The sequence below is a fragment of the Enterobacter hormaechei subsp. xiangfangensis genome, from assembly GCF_001729785.1.
GTDB classification, from domain to species: domain Bacteria; phylum Pseudomonadota; class Gammaproteobacteria; order Enterobacterales; family Enterobacteriaceae; genus Enterobacter; species Enterobacter hormaechei_C.
On record NZ_CP017183.1, the window covers coordinates 3,052,581 to 3,069,846 of the forward strand.

Consider the following 17,266-nt stretch of genomic DNA (forward strand, 5'->3'; position numbering starts at 1 on the left):
TTTTACAGCCCTATCGCCTCTTTCAAACTTTTCAGGTAGCGACGACTGACGGGAACGGTTTGCCCGGCACGTAACACCAGCTCGGCCTGGCCGTTATCTTCCAGGCGGATCTCCTTCAGGTGCGCCATGTTCACCAGATACTGACGATGGCAGCGGATCAGCGGCGTGCGGCTCTCCAGCGTGCGCAGGGTCAGCTCGGTAAAGCCTTCGTTGCCTTCGGCGCTGGTGACGTATACCCCGCTCAGACGGCTGCTGACAAAGGCAACGTCGTCCATTTGCAGGAGGTAAATCCGGCTGTGCCCGGTACAGGGGATAAACTTCAGGGGCTGCTGATGCTCCGGCAGCAGCGTCACGTCCTGCGCGGTACGCTCCTGGCGCAGACGGGTCAGGGTCTTTTCAAGCCGTTTCTCTTCAATCGGTTTCAGCAGATAATCAAACGCGTGCTCTTCAAACGCCTTTACCGCGTACTCATCAAAGGCCGTCAGAAAGACGATATAGGGACGGTGCTCCGGGTCGAGCATGCCGACCATCTCCAGCCCGCTGATGCGCGGCATCTGAATATCGAGGAACAACACGTCAGGGCGCAGTTTATGCACCGCACCGATGCCTTCAATGGCATTGGCACATTCCCCCACAACCTCGATATCATTCTGCTCCTGCAACAGGACACGCAGGTTTTCCCGTGCTAACGGCTCATCATCAACAATCAGCACTCTTAACATGCGTTCTCCTCCAGCGGCAATCGTAAGGTAATTCGGGTATAGCGGTCTGGCTCACAGGCGACGGTGATACCGCAGTCGTCACCAAAATGCGCGCGCAGGCGTTTATCCACCAGGCTCATGCCCAGACCGCCTGACGCGGAAGCTTCATACAGCCCCGCGTTGTCTTCGATATCCAGCACCAGATGGTGGTTAAAACGGGAAGCGGAAATCATGATTTCTCCGGTACCCAGCAGCTGCGAGGTCCCATGCTTAATGGCGTTCTCTACAATCGGTTGCAGGGTAAAGGCCGGAAGATGCTGATACGCCAGCTCATCCGGGACGGATAACGACACCTGTAAACGTGACTGGAAGCGCGCTTTTTCAATTTGCAGATAGGCGTTTACGTGCTCAATCTCGTCCGCGAGGGTGACGATCTCCGAGGGACGCTTCAAATTTTTGCGGAAAAAGGTCGACAGAAATTGCACCAGCTGCGCGGCCTGATCGCTGTCGCGGCGGATCACCGCTTTCAGCGTGTTAAGCGCGTTAAACAGGAAATGCGGATTCACCTGAGCGTGCAGGAGCTTAATTTCTGACTGCGTCAGCAGCGCTTTTTGCCGTTCATACTGCCCCGCCAGGATTTGCGCCGAAAGCAGCTGGGCGATCCCCTCCCCCAGCGTGCGGTTGATGGAGCTGAACAGGCGGTTTTTGGCTTCGTAAAGCTTAATGGTGCCCATAACGCGCTGATTTTCGCCCCGCAGGGGAATGACCAGCGTAGAGCCGAGTTTGCACTGCGGATGCAGGGAACAGCGGTACGGCACTTCATTTCCGTCGGCATACACCACTTCACCCGTTTCAATAGCGCGCAGGGTATAGGCCGATGAGATCGGTTTGCCCGGCAGATGGTGGTCGTCGCCGGTGCCGGTAAACGCCAGCAGCTTTTCGCGATCGGTAATCGCCACGGCCCCGATATCCAGTTCTTTATACAGCACCTGCGCCACCTTCATGCTGTTCTCCTCGTTGAATCCCTGCCGCAGGATCCCTTCCGTCGACGCCGCAACTTTTAAGGCGGTGGCAGAAAATGCCGAGGTGTATTTTTCGAACATGGCGCGTTTGTCGAGCAAAATGCGCATAAACAGCGCCGCACCTACGGTATTGGTGACCATCATCGGTGCGGCAATACTGCTGACCAGATGTAACGCATCGTCAAACGGGCGCGCGATCAGCAGGATGATCGCCATCTGCGCCATTTCCGCCACGAAGGTGATCGCCCCGGCGGTAAGGGGACTGAACACTTTATCCGGCCGTCCGCGCTTAATCATATAGCTGTGGACGAGACCACCGAGCAGCCCTTCGACAATGGTGGAGATCATGCAGCTTAGCGCCGTCATACCGCCCATCGAATAGCGGTGCAGGCCGCCGGTTAACCCCACCAGACCGCCGACAACCGGGCCTCCGAGCAGCCCGCCCATTACCGCGCCGATGGCACGCGTATTGGCGATGGAATCCTCAATATGGAGACCAAACCAGGTCCCCATAATGCAGAATATGGAAAATACGACGTAGCAGAGGAATTTGTGCGGCAGACGGACGGTGACCTGCATCAGCGGGATAAACAGGCGCGTTTTGCTCATCAACCAGGCGATGACAAGGAACACGCACATCTGCTGAAGCAACAGCAGCACCAGATTAAACTCGTACATACTCACAAACCGCACATTCTAAAAACGCGTAACATACACTGATAGCGGTTAACTTTCTTTGAAACGTGCCAAAAAAGCGATAAATCGTGTCCGTCATCACACCTTTTGCCGGAGATAACCTTTCTTTCGTATAATTTGTACAAAAAAAAATCAAATCTTCCTGGTTCCGCAAAGTGGGTCTACAGTTAAGCTGGGGACGCGCAAGCCTGGGGGCGAAAATGGCGCTTTACACAATAGGTGAAGTGGCACTCCTGTGTGATATCAATCCCGTTACGCTACGGGCGTGGCAGCGACGGTATGGATTGCTTAAGCCGCAAAGAACGGACGGCGGGCACCGCCTGTTTAACGATGCGGATATTGACCGGATCCGCGAGATCAAAAGCTGGATCGACAACGGCGTACAGGTCGGCAAGGTAAAATCGCTTCTGAGCCAGGACGATCCTGATACGCAACATCTCTGGCGCGAGCAGCAGGAAACGCTGCTGAGGCTGTTGCAGACCGGCAATTTGCAGCGTCTGCGCGGCTGGATCAAAGAACAGGGTCGAGACTACCCGGCGCAAACCCTGATCACTCATCTTTTTATTCCCCTACGGCGTCGGCTTCAGTGTCAGCAAACCACCTTACAGGCGCTGCTCAGCATGCTTGATGGCGTGCTGATTAACTATATTTCCGTCTGTCTTGCCTCAGCGCGGAATAAAAACAGCAAAGATGCACTGGTGATCGGCTGGAACGTACACGATACCACCCGGCTGTGGCTCGAAGCCTGGATTGCCACCCAGCAGGGCTGGCGCGTTGACGTGCTTGCCCACTCCCTGGCCCAGCTCAGGCCGGAACTGTTTGAGGGACAGACGCTGCTGGTCTGGTGCGGCGAAGTCCCCTCCGCTTCCCAGCAGCAGCTCCTTACGGAGTGGCGCGAACATGGTTATCCCGTTTACTCACTGGGTCCAAATGCGTCGTAACGGCATTTAATGGTTCATTAACAGCTGCGCTTCACCGTATAATTGTTCCGTTAACAACAGGAGCACATGATGAAGGCAACGAAACTGGCCGTAATTACCCTTTTTGCACTGATGGCTGTCAGCGGTATCGGTGGCGTTATGCTTGCAGGTTATTCATTTATTGTTCGCGGCGGTGTTGGCTGAGGTATCCGGCCAGGCGTTCAAACAGGCGATCCACCACAATTGCCGCCAGCGCAACCAGAATCGCCCCCTGAATGATGTAAGCCGTATTAAACCCGCTTAACCCGATAATGATCGGCGTTCCCAGCGTATTGGCTCCGACCGTCGAGGCGATGGTTGCCGTACCAATGTTGATTATCACGGACGTTCGCACGCCAGCGATAATCACCGGTGCGGCCAGCGGCAGTTCGACCTTCACCAGCCGCTGCCAGGCGCTCATCCCCATTCCTTCCGCTACGCTCAGCACCGATGCAGGCACCGCCGCAATCCCTGCCAGCGTCCCTTGCAGAATGGGCAACACGCCGTACAAAATCAGCGCAATGATGGCAGGCTCCTGCCCAAAACCGATCGCCGGCACGGCAATCGCCAGCACGGCCACCGGCGGGAAGGTCTGCCCCGTTGCGGCGATGGTCTCCACCAGCGGACGGAACTCCCTGCCCGCAGGCCGCGTCACCGCAATACCGGCGCCTGTGCCCAGGACGATGGCAATCACGCTTGACACTGCCACCAGCCAGAAGTGCGCCAGGGTGAGATTAACAAAGCTCTCCTGCTGGTATACCGGACGTGGCAGCCCGGGAATAAGCGCATTAAACAGCGCCGCGCTGTGCGGCATCAGGTAGAGTAAGGCGATAAACAGCCCTGTCAGCCAGAGTAACGGATCACGGACCCACTTCACGCGTCACCTCCCCCGCCAGCAGATCGCGAAAATGGATCGTCCCGCATGGTGTCCCCTGCCCGTCCGAAACGGGTAACACCTCACACTGCCGGGCGACAAACGCCGACAGGGCATCGCGCAGGCTCATCCCATCGTGCAGCGGTTCACCACCGATTTGCGCATCCTGCGGACGCAGATAGTCCCTGACGGTGCGCAGCGAGAGCAGCCTGACGCCCAGCTCGCTGCGGCCAAAAAATTCACGCACAAAATCATTCGCCGGCGAGGTTAACAGCTCAAGCGGCGTACCCTGCTGGACGACTTCGCCGTGATCCATCAGTACCAGACGATCGGCCAGCCGCAGTGCTTCGTCGATATCATGCGTCACCAGCACGATGGTGCGCCCGAGAATACGGTGGATGCGGCTCATCTCGGCCTGAAGTGCGCCGCGGGTGACCGGATCCAGTGCGCCGAAGGGCTCATCCATCAGCAGTACCTGCGGGTTAGCGGCCAGCGCGCGCGCCACCCCGACCCGCTGCTGCTGTCCGCCGGAAAGCTGGTGCGGATAGCGGTTACGAAGCGACGCGTCCAGGCCCAGCAGCGCCATCAGTTCGTCGACACGCTCATTGATCTTCCCCCGGGACCATTTTTCCAGCTGTGGCACGGTGGCAATGTTCTGCGCCACCGTCCAGTGGGGAAACAGGCCGATGGACTGAATGGCGTAGCCCATACGCCGCCGCAGCTCCAGCACCGGCAGGCTGCGGATCTCCTCTCCGGCAAAGCGAATCGTCCCGCTGTCGTGTTCCACCAGCCGATTGATCATCTTCAGCGTCGTGGATTTTCCCGACCCCGATGTCCCGATCAATACCGAGAACGCCCCCTCGGCAAAATGCAGATTAAGGTGGCTTGCCGCCGGACGGCCCGCAAAGGTTTTACTCACATCATGAAATTCAATCATTGGCTCTTCTCCTGAGCAGCGCGAGCCACAGGGCAAACAGGGCATCCAGTACGACCGCCAGCGCAATTGTGGGCACGACGCCCAGCAACACCAGATCCAGCGCGCTACTGAGCAGCCCCTGGAAGACCAGTGCCCCAAAGCCGCCCGCCCCGATCAGCGCGGCAATCACCGCCATCCCCACGGTTTGCACTGTCACCACCCGCAGGCTGCGAACCAGCAGCGGAAGCGCAAGCGGCAGCTGTATTTTCCAGAAACACTGGCGCGCGCTCATCCCCATCGCATGGGCGCTTTCCAGCACGTCGGGCGGAACCTGGCTTAACCCCGCCACCACGCCGCGCACCAGCGGCAGCAGCGCATACAGCACAAGGGCAATCAGCGCTGGCGTCAGCCCGGTTCCGGCAATGCCTGCCGCAGCCAACGCAGGGAAGGATTTCACCAGACCGGCGAGGGGGGCAATCAGCAGGCCAAACAGGGCGACGGAGGGGATGGTCTGAATAACGTTGAGCACGGTAAAGACGGCGCCCTGGCGGCTGGTATGTCGGTAGCACCACATGCCCAGCGGCACGCCCAGCAGCAGCGCCGGGATCAGCGTCCCGAACAGGATCGTCAGATGTTGCGCCAGCGCGTTGTCAAATACCTCCTGGCGGTTGACGTACTCTTTTAACAGCGAGAGCTGATTCAGATCGCCGCTGAAGAGGATCAGCAGAGGGATAACCCAGAATTGCGCGTTCAGCAGCCAGCGCCAGACGGGTTGCGGCGTCAGACGGCGAATGGCATCGCTACAGACCAGCAGACAAAGTGCCAGCCACAGCCACAGCCCGCTACCAACCGACGTGCGCGCCAGCGGGCTTTCAACCGCGGCCATCTGCGTTGCCGCCTGTCCCGCGCTCCAGAACAGTACGATAAACAGCGCTTCGCTGAGCAAAAACGTCAGCCACAGGGCGGTTCGCCCCGGCCAGAAGGCTAAAGCAACAGTACTCGCCAGCGCCGCGCCCAGCAGCAGCGGCGTAAATGCCCAGATCTGCCAGAGCGCGCGCGGTTCGCCCGACACCAGACGGTTTGGCGCGACATTCACAAAAGGTAACGCGACCGCCGCGATGGCCACACAGGCCAACAGCAGCAGGACGCGGTTATGGCATTTTATTGGCACAGCCTTATCCCGTTACTTCACAAGTCCTTGTTGTTTCAGGAAGTCGGCAGCCACTTTTTTGGCATCCAGCCCCTCAACGGCAATGCTGGCATTCAGCTGTTGCAGCGTTTTCGCATCCAGTTTTTCAAATACCGGTTTGAGCCATTCCGCAATATCCGGGTAGGCTTTCAGCACCGCCTCGCGCACGACCGGGGTTGGGGCGTAAATAGGCTGAACGCCTTTCGGGTCGGTCAGGGTTTGCAGGCCAAGCGCCGCGACCGGGCCGTCTGTGCCGTAGGCCATCGCCGCGTTGACGCCGGAGGTTTGCTGCGCCGCCGCCTTAATGGTCACTGCCGTGTCGCCGCCTGCCAGAGAGAGCAGCTGTGCCTGATCGAGCTTGAAATCATAGGCTTTTTCAAACGCTGGCAGGGCATCAGCGCGCTCGATAAACTCTGCCGAGGCCGCGAGCTTAAACTCGCCCTTCTCTTTCAGGTAGCGGCTGAGATCGTCAAGCGAGGTGAGCTTGCCTTTCTCGGCGATATCTTTGCGCACCGCGATGGTCCAGGTGTTGTTGGCCGGTGCCGGCGTTAGCCAGACCAGCTTATTTTTTTCTGCGTCCAGCTTTTTGACTTTTTCGTACCCGGCTTTGGCATTTTTCCAGGCCGGATCGTTTTCATCCTTGAAGAAGAATGCCCCGTTGCCGGTGTATTCCGGGTAGATATCCAGCTCGCCGGAAGTGATGGCACCGCGCACGACAGGCGTGGTGCCAAGCTGTACTTTATTGACCGTTTTCACGCCGTGGCTTTCGAGTACCTGCAAAATGATATTGCCGAGCAACGCGCCCTCGGTATCAATTTTGGAACCCACCTTAACCGGCTCTGCGGCCTGTAACGGCAGGCTCAGCGCCGCCAGAAGCACCGCCGACCCTGTTATCCCCTTAATCATCGTCATTCTGCTTTCCTCATTATTTTGTGGCCTTTTTCATAGGCTTGAGAGAAAAGCGTAGCTTAAAACAGTGAATTTAACCGTTTTTCGTACAAGATGAGAGGCATCCCCCGCCAGGCGGGGGATAGGGAGAAAGGTAAGATTATTGCAGTTCGAACTCGGCTTTGTTCACGCGGGCGGAATCCACGCCGATGAAGACGTTGAATTTGCCAGGCTCAGCATCGTATTTCATCTGCTGATTCCAGAACTTCAGCGCATTTACGTCAATCGGGAAGCTGACCGTTCTGGTTTCGCCCGGTTTCAGGTTGACCTTTTCGAAGCCGCGCAGCTGTTTCACCGGACGGCTCATGGAGGCCGTGACGTCCTGAACGTACATCTGGATCACCGTCGCGCCTTCGCGTTTGCCGCTGTTGGTCACCTCTACGCTGGCGGTCACTTTGCCGTCACGCTTCAGGGTCGGCGCCGACATTTTGACGTCAGACACCTTGAAGGTGGTGTAACTCAGGCCATAGCCAAACGGATAGAGCGGGCCGTTAGCTTCGTCGAAGTAACGGGACGTGTACTTGTTCGGCTTGTCGGCGTTATACGGACGACCGGTGTTCAGGTGGCTGTAGTAAACCGGGATCTGCCCGACGGAGCGCGGGAAGGACATCGGCAGCTTGCCGGACGGGTTGTAATCGCCAAACAGCACGTCGGCAATGGCGTTACCGCCTTCGGTACCGGCGAACCAGGTTTCCAGAATGGCGTCAGCCTGCTGATCTTCTTTCACCAGCGCCAGCGGGCGCCCGTTCATCAGCACCAGCACCAGCGGCTTGCCGGTGGCTTTCAGGGCCGCGATCAGATCGCGCTGGCTCTGCGGAATGGTAATATCGGTACGGCTGGAGGCTTCGTGCGCCATCCCCTGCGCTTCACCCACCACGGCGACCACCACGTCGGACTGCTTCGCGGCTTTAACCGCTTCGTCGAGCATCTCTTTCGGCGTGCGCGCATCCACCTTCACCGCTTCCTCATACTGGTTGAGGAAGGTCACGATGTCTTTATCGTCGGTGACGTTCGCACCTTTGGCGTAAACCACTTTTGCGTTATCACCCACGGCGCTCTTAATGCCGGTCAGCACCGTAACGGACTGATCCGCCACGCCTGCGGCGGACCAGCTGCCCATGACGTCGCGCTTGCTGTCGGCCAGCGGACCGACCACGGCAATGGTGCCGGTTTTTTTCAGCGGCAGCGTGTCGAGACGGTTTTTCAACAGCACCAGGCTTTCGCGAGCTACTTCCCGGGCTTCTTTACGGTGCAGACGGCTTTCGGCGTTGGTGTCCGCCGGGTCTGAATCCTTCGGCCCCAGATGGCTGTAAGGATCGTTAAACAGTCCCATGTCATATTTCACGTTCAGCACGTGGCGAGCGGCATCGTCCAGCTCCGCCATCGTCACCTTGCCGCTCTTCACCAGCCCCGGCAGGTATTTGCTGTAGTACTCGTCGCTCATGCTCATGTTGATGCCGGACTTAAGCGCCACGCGTACCGCATCTTCCGGGTCAGACGCCGTGCCGTGTTTGATCAGCTCTTTAATCGCGCCGTGGTCAGAAACGGTGATGCCCTTGAAGCCCCACTGGTCGCGCAACACGTCTTTCAGCAGCCACGAATCGGAGGTGGCAGGCGTGCCGTTCAGCGAGTTCAGCGCTACCATCACCGCCCCGCTGCCCGCGTCCAGCCCTGCCTTGTATGGCGGCATGTAGTCGTTAAACAGGCGCTGCGGGCTCATGTCGACGGTGTTGTACTCTTTACCGCCCTCCACCGCGCCGTAGGCGGCGAAGTGCTTGACGCTGGTCATCACCGAGTAACGATCTGCCGGACTTTTGCCCTGCATCGCTTCCACCATGGTTTTGCCCATCGTGGCGGTTAAATACGTGTCTTCTCCAAAGCCCTCCGAAGCGCGGCCCCAGCGCGGATCGCGGGAGACGTCAACCATCGGCGCCCAGGTCATGTTCAGGCCGTCGTCTGCGGCTTCATATGCCGATACGCGCCCGACGGTTTTCACCGCATCGAGGTTAAAGGAGGAGGCTAAGCCGAGGCTGATCGGGAAGACGGTACGCTGGCCGTGCACCACGTCATAAGCGAAGAACAGTGGGATTTTCAGGCGGCTCAGCTCCATCACCTGATCCTGCATCTTGCGGATATCCTGGCGGGTAACGGTGTTAAAAATGGCTCCTACCTGCCCGTCTTTGATCATCTCGCGAATGGCTTCTTTCGGGTTATCCGGGCCGACGCTGATCAGGCGCAGCTGGCCGATTTTCTCATCGACCGTCATTTTTTTGAGTAAATCCGTGACAAAGGCGTCGCGGGCTTCGGGCGTGAGCGGGTGATTACCAAACAAATCCTCTGCCAGCGCAGGTTGCAGCGCCAGGCTGACGGCGACACCTACAGAACATAGCCATTTCATGTTGTTATTCTCTCTCATCAATAACCGCGGGAAGCACCCGGCCAGACCGTGCGAAAAGCGCAGTGTGCCACAAAGCCTGAAAACCTTGCAGGGTTATTCTCTGATTTTTCTCATGAATACCCGACCGCTCAACGGCTAATCGCGCTATGCTTTACAGCGAGAAATTTGCCCCACCACAAGGAGTGGAAGATGTCTTCTGTTCGAACTGACGATAACACTACATTTATTAACGAACTGTCGCGCCTGGTTGGTCACTCTCACCTGCTTACCGACCCGGCTAAAACCGCCCGCTACCGCAAGGGCTTCCGCTCCGGTCAGGGCGAGGCACTGGCGGTGGTCTTCCCCGGTACGTTGCTCGAACTGTGGCGCGTGCTCAGCGCCTGCGTTGCGGCAGACAAGATTATTTTAATGCAGGCTGCTAACACCGGCCTGACTGAAGGCTCCACGCCGAACGGCAACGATTACGATCGTGACATCGTGATTATCAGCACCCTGCGCCTCGACAAACTGCACCTGCTGGACAAGGGCGAACAGGTACTCGCCTTCCCCGGCACCACGCTCTACTCGCTGGAAAAGGCGCTTAAGCCGCTGGGTCGCGAACCGCACTCGGTGATCGGCTCGTCGTGCATTGGTGCCTCGGTGATCGGCGGGATCTGCAATAACTCCGGCGGCTCGCTGGTGCAGCGCGGCCCAGCCTACACGGAGATGTCGCTGTTTGCCCGTATCGATGAAAACGGCAAGCTGACGCTGGTTAACCATTTGGGGATCGATCTGGGCGTAACGCCAGAGCAGATCCTCAGCAAACTTGACGATGACCGCGTGAAGGACGAAGACGTTCAGCACGATGGCCGTCACGCGCATGACCACGATTACATCACCCGCGTGCGCGATATCAATGCCGATACACCGGCGCGCTATAACGCCGATCCGGATCGCCTGTTTGAATCCTCCGGCTGCGCGGGCAAGCTGGCCGTTTTTGCGGTGCGCCTCGATACCTTCCCGGCAGAGAAAAAGCAGCAGGTGTTTTACATCGGCACCAATCAGCCGGAGGTGCTGACGGAGATCCGCCGTCATATTCTGGCCGAGTTCACTCACCTGCCGGTGGCGGGCGAGTATATGCACCGGGACATTTACGACATCGCCGAGCGCTACGGCAAAGATACCTTCCTGATGATCGACAAGCTCGGCACCGACAAAATGCCGTTCTTCTTCACCATGAAGGGCCGCACCGATGCGATGCTGGAGAAAGTGTCGCTCTTCAAGCCGCACTTCACCGACCGCTTTATGCAGAAGCTGGGCAACGTCTTCCCGGCGCATTTACCGGAGCGGATGAAGACCTGGCGCGACAAGTATGAGCACCATCTGCTGCTGAAAATGGCCGGGGACGGAATTGACGAAGCGCAGAGCTGGCTCACCGAATTCTTCAAAACCGCCGACGGGGATTTCTTTGCCTGCACGCCGGAAGAAGGCAGCAAAGCCTTCCTGCATCGTTTCGCCGCGGCGGGTGCCGCTATCCGTTATCAGGCGGTGCATTCCGAAGAAGTGGAGGATATTCTGGCGCTGGATATCGCCCTGCGTCGCAACGATACCGAGTGGTTTGAACATCTGCCGCCGGAGATCGACAGCAAGCTGGTGCATAAGCTCTATTACGGCCACTTTATGTGCTATGTCTTCCACCAGGATTACATCGTGAAAAAAGGGGTTGATGCACACGCGCTGAAAGAACAGATGCTGGCGCTGCTGCACGAGCGTGGCGCGCAATATCCTGCCGAGCACAACGTGGGACACCTGTATAAAGCGCCGGAGACGCTTAAACAGTTTTATCGCAAAAATGACCCTACAAACAGTATGAACCCCGGCATTGGTAAGACAACGCGGAAGAAATACTGGAAAGAGAGTGCCGAATCAGAGCAGCACAATACGCAAGCCTCTGATGAACTCATATAGCCAAATTTAAGAGATTGTTAAGCTCTCCTCAAACGTACTAGAGTATCTGCCTGTTGCCAGAGAAACGTTTCTCTGGCTTTCCAAACAAGGAGCGGGCAGAACATGTCGGCTGTAGAAACTTTCCCCGAAACTGAAATCGAGGTGCGCGACGCCCTTCCTGACGATGCGCATGCCATCTCGGCGATATACGCCTGGCATGTGCTTCATGGCCGTGCGTCCTTCGAGGAAGTTCCCCCCACCGTCGATGAGATGCGTCAGCGGATGAAGAGCGTGACCGACAGCGGTTTACCGTGGCTGGTTGCGCTGTATCGCGGCATTGTTGTCGGCTACTGCTACGCCACGTTTTATCGTCCACGCCAGGCTTATCGCTATACCCTTGAAGAATCCATTTATGTGGATGCCAGCACCACCGGCCGCGGGTTTGGCTCGGCCTTACTCCAGGCACTGATCGCCCGTTGTGAACAAGGACCGTGGCGGCAGATGATTGCCGTGGTCGGCGACGGGCAAAATAACCCCGGGTCGTTGCGGCTGCATAAAAAGCACGGTTTCGAAATTGTGGGTCAGCTCAGAAGTGTGGGATATAAAAAAGGCGACTGGCGGGACACGGTGATGATGCAGCGCCCGCTCAACGACGGGGACTGGACGCTGCCGGAATAAACGCAGTGCGGTCTGGTGCCCTCACCCCGGCCCTCTCCCACAGGGAGAGGGAGAAAACATAAAAAACGGTAACATGCGTTACCGTTTTGCTTTTTCCTAATCGTTCTGCGCCGTCGCCATCTGTTCCGCTTTCTGCTTTTTATACGCCAGCGCTGAAGCCGGCACCGGCTGCACTTTCCCGGTTTCAATCCAGGTACGCAGGCGGCTGGCATCCGCGAAGTGGGTATATTTGCCGAAGGCGTCCATCACCACCAGCGCCACTGGCTTACCGTTAAATACGGTGCGCATCACCAGGCAGTGTCCTGCCGCATTGGTGAATCCGGTCTTGGTTAACTGAATATTCCAGTTATCGCGATACACCAGATGGTTAGTGTTGCGGAACGGCAGCGTATACGCCGGGTTCGAGAATGTCGCCATCTCCTCACGCGTGGTGCTGAGCTGACCAATCAGCGGGTATTGCTTACTGGCGATCAGCAGCTTTGTTAAATCACGCGCCGTCGAGACGTTATGGATCGACAGACCGGTTGGCTCCACGAAATGGGTATTTTTCATCCCCAGCGCTTTGGCTTTGGCATTCATCGCGCGGATAAACGCGTCGTAACCGCCAGGATAATGGTGGGCAAGGCTCGCCGCCGCGCGGTTCTCTGAGGACATCAGCGCCAACAGCAGCATATTTTTACGGCTGATTTCACTTTTCAGACGCACGCGAGAGTAGATCCCTTTCATCTCTGGCGTGTGGCTGATATCCACTTTTAGCTTTTCGTCCAGCGGCAGTCGTGCATCAAGCACCACCATCGCGGTCATGACTTTGGTTATGGAAGCGATCGGGCGCACCAGATCCGGATGACTGGCGTAGATCACCTTGTTGGTATTCAGGTCAACGATCATCGCGCTGCCGGACGCAATCTGGGGTTGCGCAGCAGCGGTGGCGACTGCGGTCGTTTTGGCGATGGCTGGCGCGGTAGCGGAGACGCCCAACAGCAGCGCAAGACTAAGGAGTGACACTCGAAATTTCAGCATGATGAGACTTCTGATAATGATTCACGCACGTTATGACGTACACCGCCTGTGTCGACGGATAAACACAGGCTGGCTTCGGCATCATAGCGGTCACCGTGCGTTGTCGCCAGCGGAGAATCATAACCAGATGCTGCATTGCTGGCATTTACGCCAGCAATGCAGGGAACTTAGAAGAGACGGTATCCATAACCCCAAAGAATAACTGTCAGGGCCAGTAGCGCCTCCAGGACCAGTACGCCGATGGCAAGCGTAGAGCTGGAGAAGCTCAGGCCCTCTTCTTTATTGATATTGAGGAAGGTTGGCACCCCTACATACAGCAGATAACCGGTATAAAAGAGGGCAACCGTACCGATCAGCGCGCACAGCCAGACCAGTGGATAGAGCGCGACAATACCGCTTAAAAACAGCGGGGTCGCGACGTATCCGGCGAAGACCATACAGTGTGCCAGCGACGGGCGCTGCGGATAGTTGCGCGCCATCCAGTGGATGACCCGCCCCATCACCGCCACCCCGGCCAGCATCAGGCCATAAAACAGAATGGCCAGGTACAGTCCGGTGAACCAGGAAAGCTGAACCACGGTGCCGTCACCAAAGTTCCAGCCTATCTGCGTAGTACCAATAAATGCGCAGACCACCGGCACCGCTGCCATCAGCAGGACATGGTGGGTATAGTGATGCGCGACCGTTTCGTTCTCGTTACGGATGACCTGCATTTCACGATCGGGATGGGAGAAAAGTCCCCAGACATGGTTCATAACGCCCCCTTGTTGTCGGCCCGTCAGCGATAGCTTAAGTATAATGCAGGCTTTAGATTATTTTATGTACAGTGGGAAATTTCTGTTGATTGCCGCGCGGTTAATGGATGGGGTATATGATTAACGCAGGCACAGTAAGGGAGACGACGTTTACGTAATGGATATCAACGGTCTTATTGAACAATATGGATACGCCGCGCTGGTGATCGGCAGCGTGGCGGAAGGCGAAACTATCACGCTGCTGGGCGGGGTGGCCGCACACCAGGGATTGCTGAAATTCTCGCTGGTGGTCGCCGCCGTCGCGTTGGGCGGTATGATTGGCGATCAGCTGCTCTATTTTCTGGGGCTGCGCTTTGGCCCGACGCTTTTGCAACGTTTTGCCAGGCATCAAAAGAAAATTCGCCGCGCCCAGCGGCTGATCCAGCGACATCCTTATCTGTTTGTGATTGGTACCCGCTTTATGTACGGTTTTCGCATCATTGGGCCGATACTGATTGGCGCGAGTCGTTTACCACCGAAAATTTTCCTGCCGCTGAACATTCTCGGGGCGATTGCCTGGGCGCTGATTTTCACCACGCTTGGCTACGTGGGTGGCGAAGTGATTGGCCCATGGCTGCATAATCTTGACCAGCACCTGAAGCACTGGGCGTGGTTGATCCTGGTGGTTGCGGTGGTGATTGGGGTACGGCTGTGGCTGAAGCATCGTGAAAAGCGGCGGGATGAAGAGTGAGTTCGGCCTGCTGCCCTCACCCCGCCCCTCTCCCACAGGGAGAGGGAGAAGGGTATCTACCCTTCCGGCTTAAACTGCGGATTCGCCAGCATAAAACCGCCGTCAACGATAAACGACTGCCCGGTGGTGTAGCTGGCGTCACTGTCACACAGCCACGCCACCAGGCTGGCAATTTCTTTGGTATGCCCTGGCCGTGCCAGCGGGATTTCCGGCATTGAGCCTTCTTTCACTTCGCTGTCGTCCATATCATTCATCGGCGTGGCGATCGCACCGGGCGCAACGGCGTTCACCAGAATCTTATGTTTAACCAGCTCCAGCGCCATCGACTTGGTTAACCCGCCCAGCGCATGTTTGGCCGCCGTATACGCGCTGGCGTCCGGCAATGGCGTATGTTCATGCACCGAGGTGATGTTCACGATCCGCCCCCCTTCCCCCTGCTTCACCATCTGACGCGCCGCGATTTGCGAGCAGAGAAACGCGCCGTCCACGTCAACGGTGAATATGTGCCGCCAGTCGTCAAACGACAGGTCCAGAAATGGCGCTTTGTTCATCGCCCCGGCATTGTTAACCAGCACATCCAGCCGCCCGAAACGCGTAATCAGGGTTTCAATGGCCTTTGCGCCTTCCGGTAAATGGCTTAAGTTGAGTTGAATGGCCTCGGCACGCTGCCCGCGCGCTTCAATTTCACGGCAGGTTGCCAGCGCCCCTTCCTCATCTGAGTGCCAGGTCACCCCGATATCAAACCCGCGCTCGGCCAGCATCAGGGCCGTCGTTTTGCCAATTCCTGAATCCGATGCGGTAACAATTGCGACTCGCGTCATACTCACCTCCTGAAAATCTGCAAAGAGGTAAGTATAGATAATGCGCAATGTTAGCCGTGATGATATCCGCCACCCAGCGCGGAGGTGAGCTGGAGCGTGGCATCCACGTACTGACCTTTCAGCATCAACCCGGCAATACGCTCTTTGAGCGCCGGAATTTTTGCTTCACTCACCCGGGAGCCGGCAATGATCCCCGCCCTGAAGCGCGCCTGCGCCAGCGCGACGACGCGCGCCGCATCTTTTTCGATCTGCTGCTGGTGCTGATTTTTGGCGGTCAGCGTTTCCACTTCGCTGGCCGTCCGGGCGACCTGGTTTACGGCATCTACCACGGCCTTGTTGTAGTTCGCCACGGAGAGGTTGTTTTGCGCCTGGGCGATATCCAGGTTCGCATTCAACCGACCGCTGTCAAAAATTGGCAGCGTCAGCCCCGCGGTTACGCCCATTTGCTGCGCAGATGAGCGGAACAGGTCGCTCAGGTGCAATGCATCCTGCTGCAAAAACGCCATCAAATTGATGTCAGGGTAGAACGCGGCTCTGGCGGCATCGACTTCGCTCATGGATGCTTCGATATACCAGTGCGCCTCCTGCAAATCCGGGCGCCGAGCCAGCAGTTCATAACCGAGCGTTGATGGCAGCGATGCCTCTGCGTCAGGTAAGGCATGCCGTGCGAGCGTGACTGAAGGGGTATTGGTCAACGCATTCAGACGCGCCTCAATGGCCTTCATTTTGCCGTGCACGTCAGCGAGCTGTTCATCGGTTTTGCTGGCACTGATATCCGTTTCAACCCCTTCCACCGAGGAGGTAATGCCGTGCTGATAAAGCTCCCTATCGGCACCGATGATATTTTCCTGCTCCCGTTTGATCTGCGCGAGCACGTCACCCACCGCGGCCTCGGTCTGCCAGTCCCAGTACAGCCGCGCGACGCTGCTGGCGAGCAGCTGGCGGGTCTGCTCCAGCTCCGCTTTTTGCGCATTCACCTTACCGATGCGGGCCTCAATTTGGGCGCGGTTTTTACCCCATAAATCCAGATCCCAACCCGCCGTCAGACCAAAGGTGCCGTTGGTATACCAGGGGCCGGTGGTCCCCGCTGCCGGGTCGGTCAGTGCAAATGGCCCCATCAACCCCTCTGCCGACATCTTTTGCCGTTCCACATCTGCGGAAAAATCCATTTGTGGACCCTCAGCAGCGACAGCGGCTTTCGCCTGTGCTTCCGCCAGGGTGATACGCTGACGGGCAATTTGCATATCCGGCGCATCCGCCAGCGCTTTGTCGATCAGCGCGTTGAGCTGGGGGTCGTTAAAGTCTTTCCACCATTCGCTTTTTGGCCAGTCGGCATGACGCAGTTGGGTATTTACAGTTGCGGCGGCGGCTTGCGTTTTTACTGGTGACACCGTGGCATGTTCCGGCGCGCAGGCGGCCAGCATAAAAACAAGAGGAGCACTCAGAGATAAAGTAAGAGAACGTTTCATTACGCCATGAACTCAAAAAAAATAAAGGCGCAACTTACGCTTACTGACGTTCCGTTTTTTAGTAACGCGTGGCAATCCGCATATTGTTATACATTTTCATATCCGGAAATTTATTCCCCAAGACAATGAGTTAATTTCATGTATTCATGCTAATTATGAATTGA

16 protein-coding genes are annotated in these 17,266 nt (G+C 57.2%); 5 read left to right on the top strand and 11 right to left on the bottom strand.

The genetic code is table 11. The features are described 5' to 3' along the window. Positions 1-2: 2 nt before the first annotated feature. Together btsR and BFV63_RS14620 are read right to left on the bottom strand one after the other, a co-directional pair. Positions 3-722, bottom strand: a complete 720-nt coding sequence (gene btsR / locus BFV63_RS14615) for a two-component system response regulator BtsR (protein ID WP_003859268.1) — start codon at positions 720-722, stop codon at positions 3-5. After that, on the bottom strand, positions 716-2,401 hold the full coding sequence (locus BFV63_RS14620; protein ID WP_003859271.1) for a sensor histidine kinase: 1,686 nt from the start codon (positions 2,399-2,401) through the stop codon (positions 716-718). Before BFV63_RS14620 ends, btsR begins: the two co-directional genes overlap by 7 nt. A 218-nt stretch (positions 2,402-2,619) precedes the next feature. Here BFV63_RS14620 and mlrA point away from each other — a divergent pair, with 218 nt between their 5' ends. Then, positions 2,620-3,360 carry an HTH-type transcriptional regulator MlrA gene (gene mlrA / locus BFV63_RS14625; RefSeq protein WP_045350289.1) on the top strand — a complete coding sequence of 247 codons (741 nt, stop codon included), beginning with the start codon at positions 2,620-2,622 and terminating at the stop codon, positions 3,358-3,360. Positions 3,361-3,429: 69 nt separating this feature from the next. Next, positions 3,430-3,543: a protein YohO gene (locus tag BFV63_RS22705; RefSeq protein ID WP_022648678.1), complete on the top strand. Its 114-nt coding sequence runs from the start codon at positions 3,430-3,432 to the stop codon at positions 3,541-3,543. Here the strand turns inward: BFV63_RS22705 and BFV63_RS14630 are convergent. From BFV63_RS14630 to bglX, 5 genes are all read right to left on the bottom strand, one after another. Beyond that, positions 3,518-4,255 (bottom strand): ABC transporter permease, encoded by a 738-nt coding sequence (locus tag BFV63_RS14630; protein WP_003859277.1) that lies wholly within the window; start codon positions 4,253-4,255, stop codon positions 3,518-3,520. The genes BFV63_RS22705 and BFV63_RS14630 overlap by 26 nt on opposite strands. Beyond that, complete coding sequence (locus BFV63_RS14635; RefSeq protein ID WP_003859280.1) at positions 4,239-5,189, bottom strand: ABC transporter ATP-binding protein; 951 nt, start codon at positions 5,187-5,189, stop codon at positions 4,239-4,241. Before BFV63_RS14635 ends, BFV63_RS14630 begins: the two co-directional genes overlap by 17 nt. Then, on the bottom strand, positions 5,182-6,339 hold the full coding sequence (locus tag BFV63_RS14640; protein ID WP_003859282.1) for an ABC transporter permease: 1,158 nt from the start codon (positions 6,337-6,339) through the stop codon (positions 5,182-5,184). Before BFV63_RS14640 ends, BFV63_RS14635 begins: the two co-directional genes overlap by 8 nt. A gap of 12 nt (positions 6,340-6,351) precedes the next feature. Then, complete coding sequence (osmF, locus tag BFV63_RS14645) at positions 6,352-7,269, bottom strand: glycine betaine ABC transporter substrate-binding protein OsmF (protein WP_003859284.1); 918 nt, start codon at positions 7,267-7,269, stop codon at positions 6,352-6,354. A 136-nt stretch (positions 7,270-7,405) separates the two neighbouring features. Further along, positions 7,406-9,703, bottom strand: coding sequence for a beta-glucosidase BglX (bglX, locus tag BFV63_RS14650; RefSeq protein ID WP_023324962.1), 2,298 nt, complete (start codon positions 9,701-9,703; stop codon positions 7,406-7,408). Positions 9,704-9,892: 189 nt separating this feature from the next. Here bglX and dld point away from each other — a divergent pair, with 189 nt between their 5' ends. Beyond that, the gene (gene dld / locus BFV63_RS14655; protein ID WP_003859288.1) at positions 9,893-11,650 is read left to right on the top strand and encodes a D-lactate dehydrogenase; all 1,758 of its coding nucleotides are present in this window, start codon (positions 9,893-9,895) and stop codon (positions 11,648-11,650) included. A 102-nt stretch (positions 11,651-11,752) separates the two neighbouring features. Beyond that, complete coding sequence (locus tag BFV63_RS14660; RefSeq protein ID WP_003859289.1) at positions 11,753-12,307, top strand: GNAT family N-acetyltransferase; 555 nt, start codon at positions 11,753-11,755, stop codon at positions 12,305-12,307. Positions 12,308-12,403: 96 nt separating this feature from the next. Here BFV63_RS14660 and pbpG read toward each other — a convergent pair whose 3' ends face one another. Both pbpG and BFV63_RS14670 read right to left on the bottom strand, forming a co-directional pair. Beyond that, a complete protein-coding gene (gene pbpG, locus BFV63_RS14665) occupies positions 12,404-13,327 on the bottom strand; it encodes a D-alanyl-D-alanine endopeptidase (RefSeq protein ID WP_003859292.1) in 924 nt (307 codons plus the stop codon). 167 nt (positions 13,328-13,494) lie between these two features. Continuing rightward, positions 13,495-14,082: a Yip1 family protein gene (locus tag BFV63_RS14670; RefSeq protein ID WP_003859296.1), complete on the bottom strand. Its 588-nt coding sequence runs from the start codon at positions 14,080-14,082 to the stop codon at positions 13,495-13,497. Positions 14,083-14,239: 157 nt separating this feature from the next. On the opposite strand from BFV63_RS14670, the gene BFV63_RS14675 reads away from it, so the two are divergent. Continuing rightward, positions 14,240-14,812 carry a DedA family protein gene (locus BFV63_RS14675; RefSeq protein ID WP_048240464.1) on the top strand — a complete coding sequence of 191 codons (573 nt, stop codon included), beginning with the start codon at positions 14,240-14,242 and terminating at the stop codon, positions 14,810-14,812. A 56-nt stretch (positions 14,813-14,868) separates the two neighbouring features. Here the strand turns inward: BFV63_RS14675 and BFV63_RS14680 are convergent, their stop codons facing one another. After that, positions 14,869-15,633 (bottom strand): SDR family oxidoreductase, encoded by a 765-nt coding sequence (locus BFV63_RS14680; RefSeq protein WP_023324964.1) that lies wholly within the window; start codon positions 15,631-15,633, stop codon positions 14,869-14,871. Between the two features lie 50 nt (positions 15,634-15,683). Beyond that, entirely contained in the window at positions 15,684-17,102 is a 1,419-nt protein-coding gene (gene mdtQ, locus BFV63_RS14685) for a multidrug resistance outer membrane protein MdtQ (protein ID WP_048240463.1), read from the bottom strand. Positions 17,103-17,266: the final 164 nt, after the last annotated feature.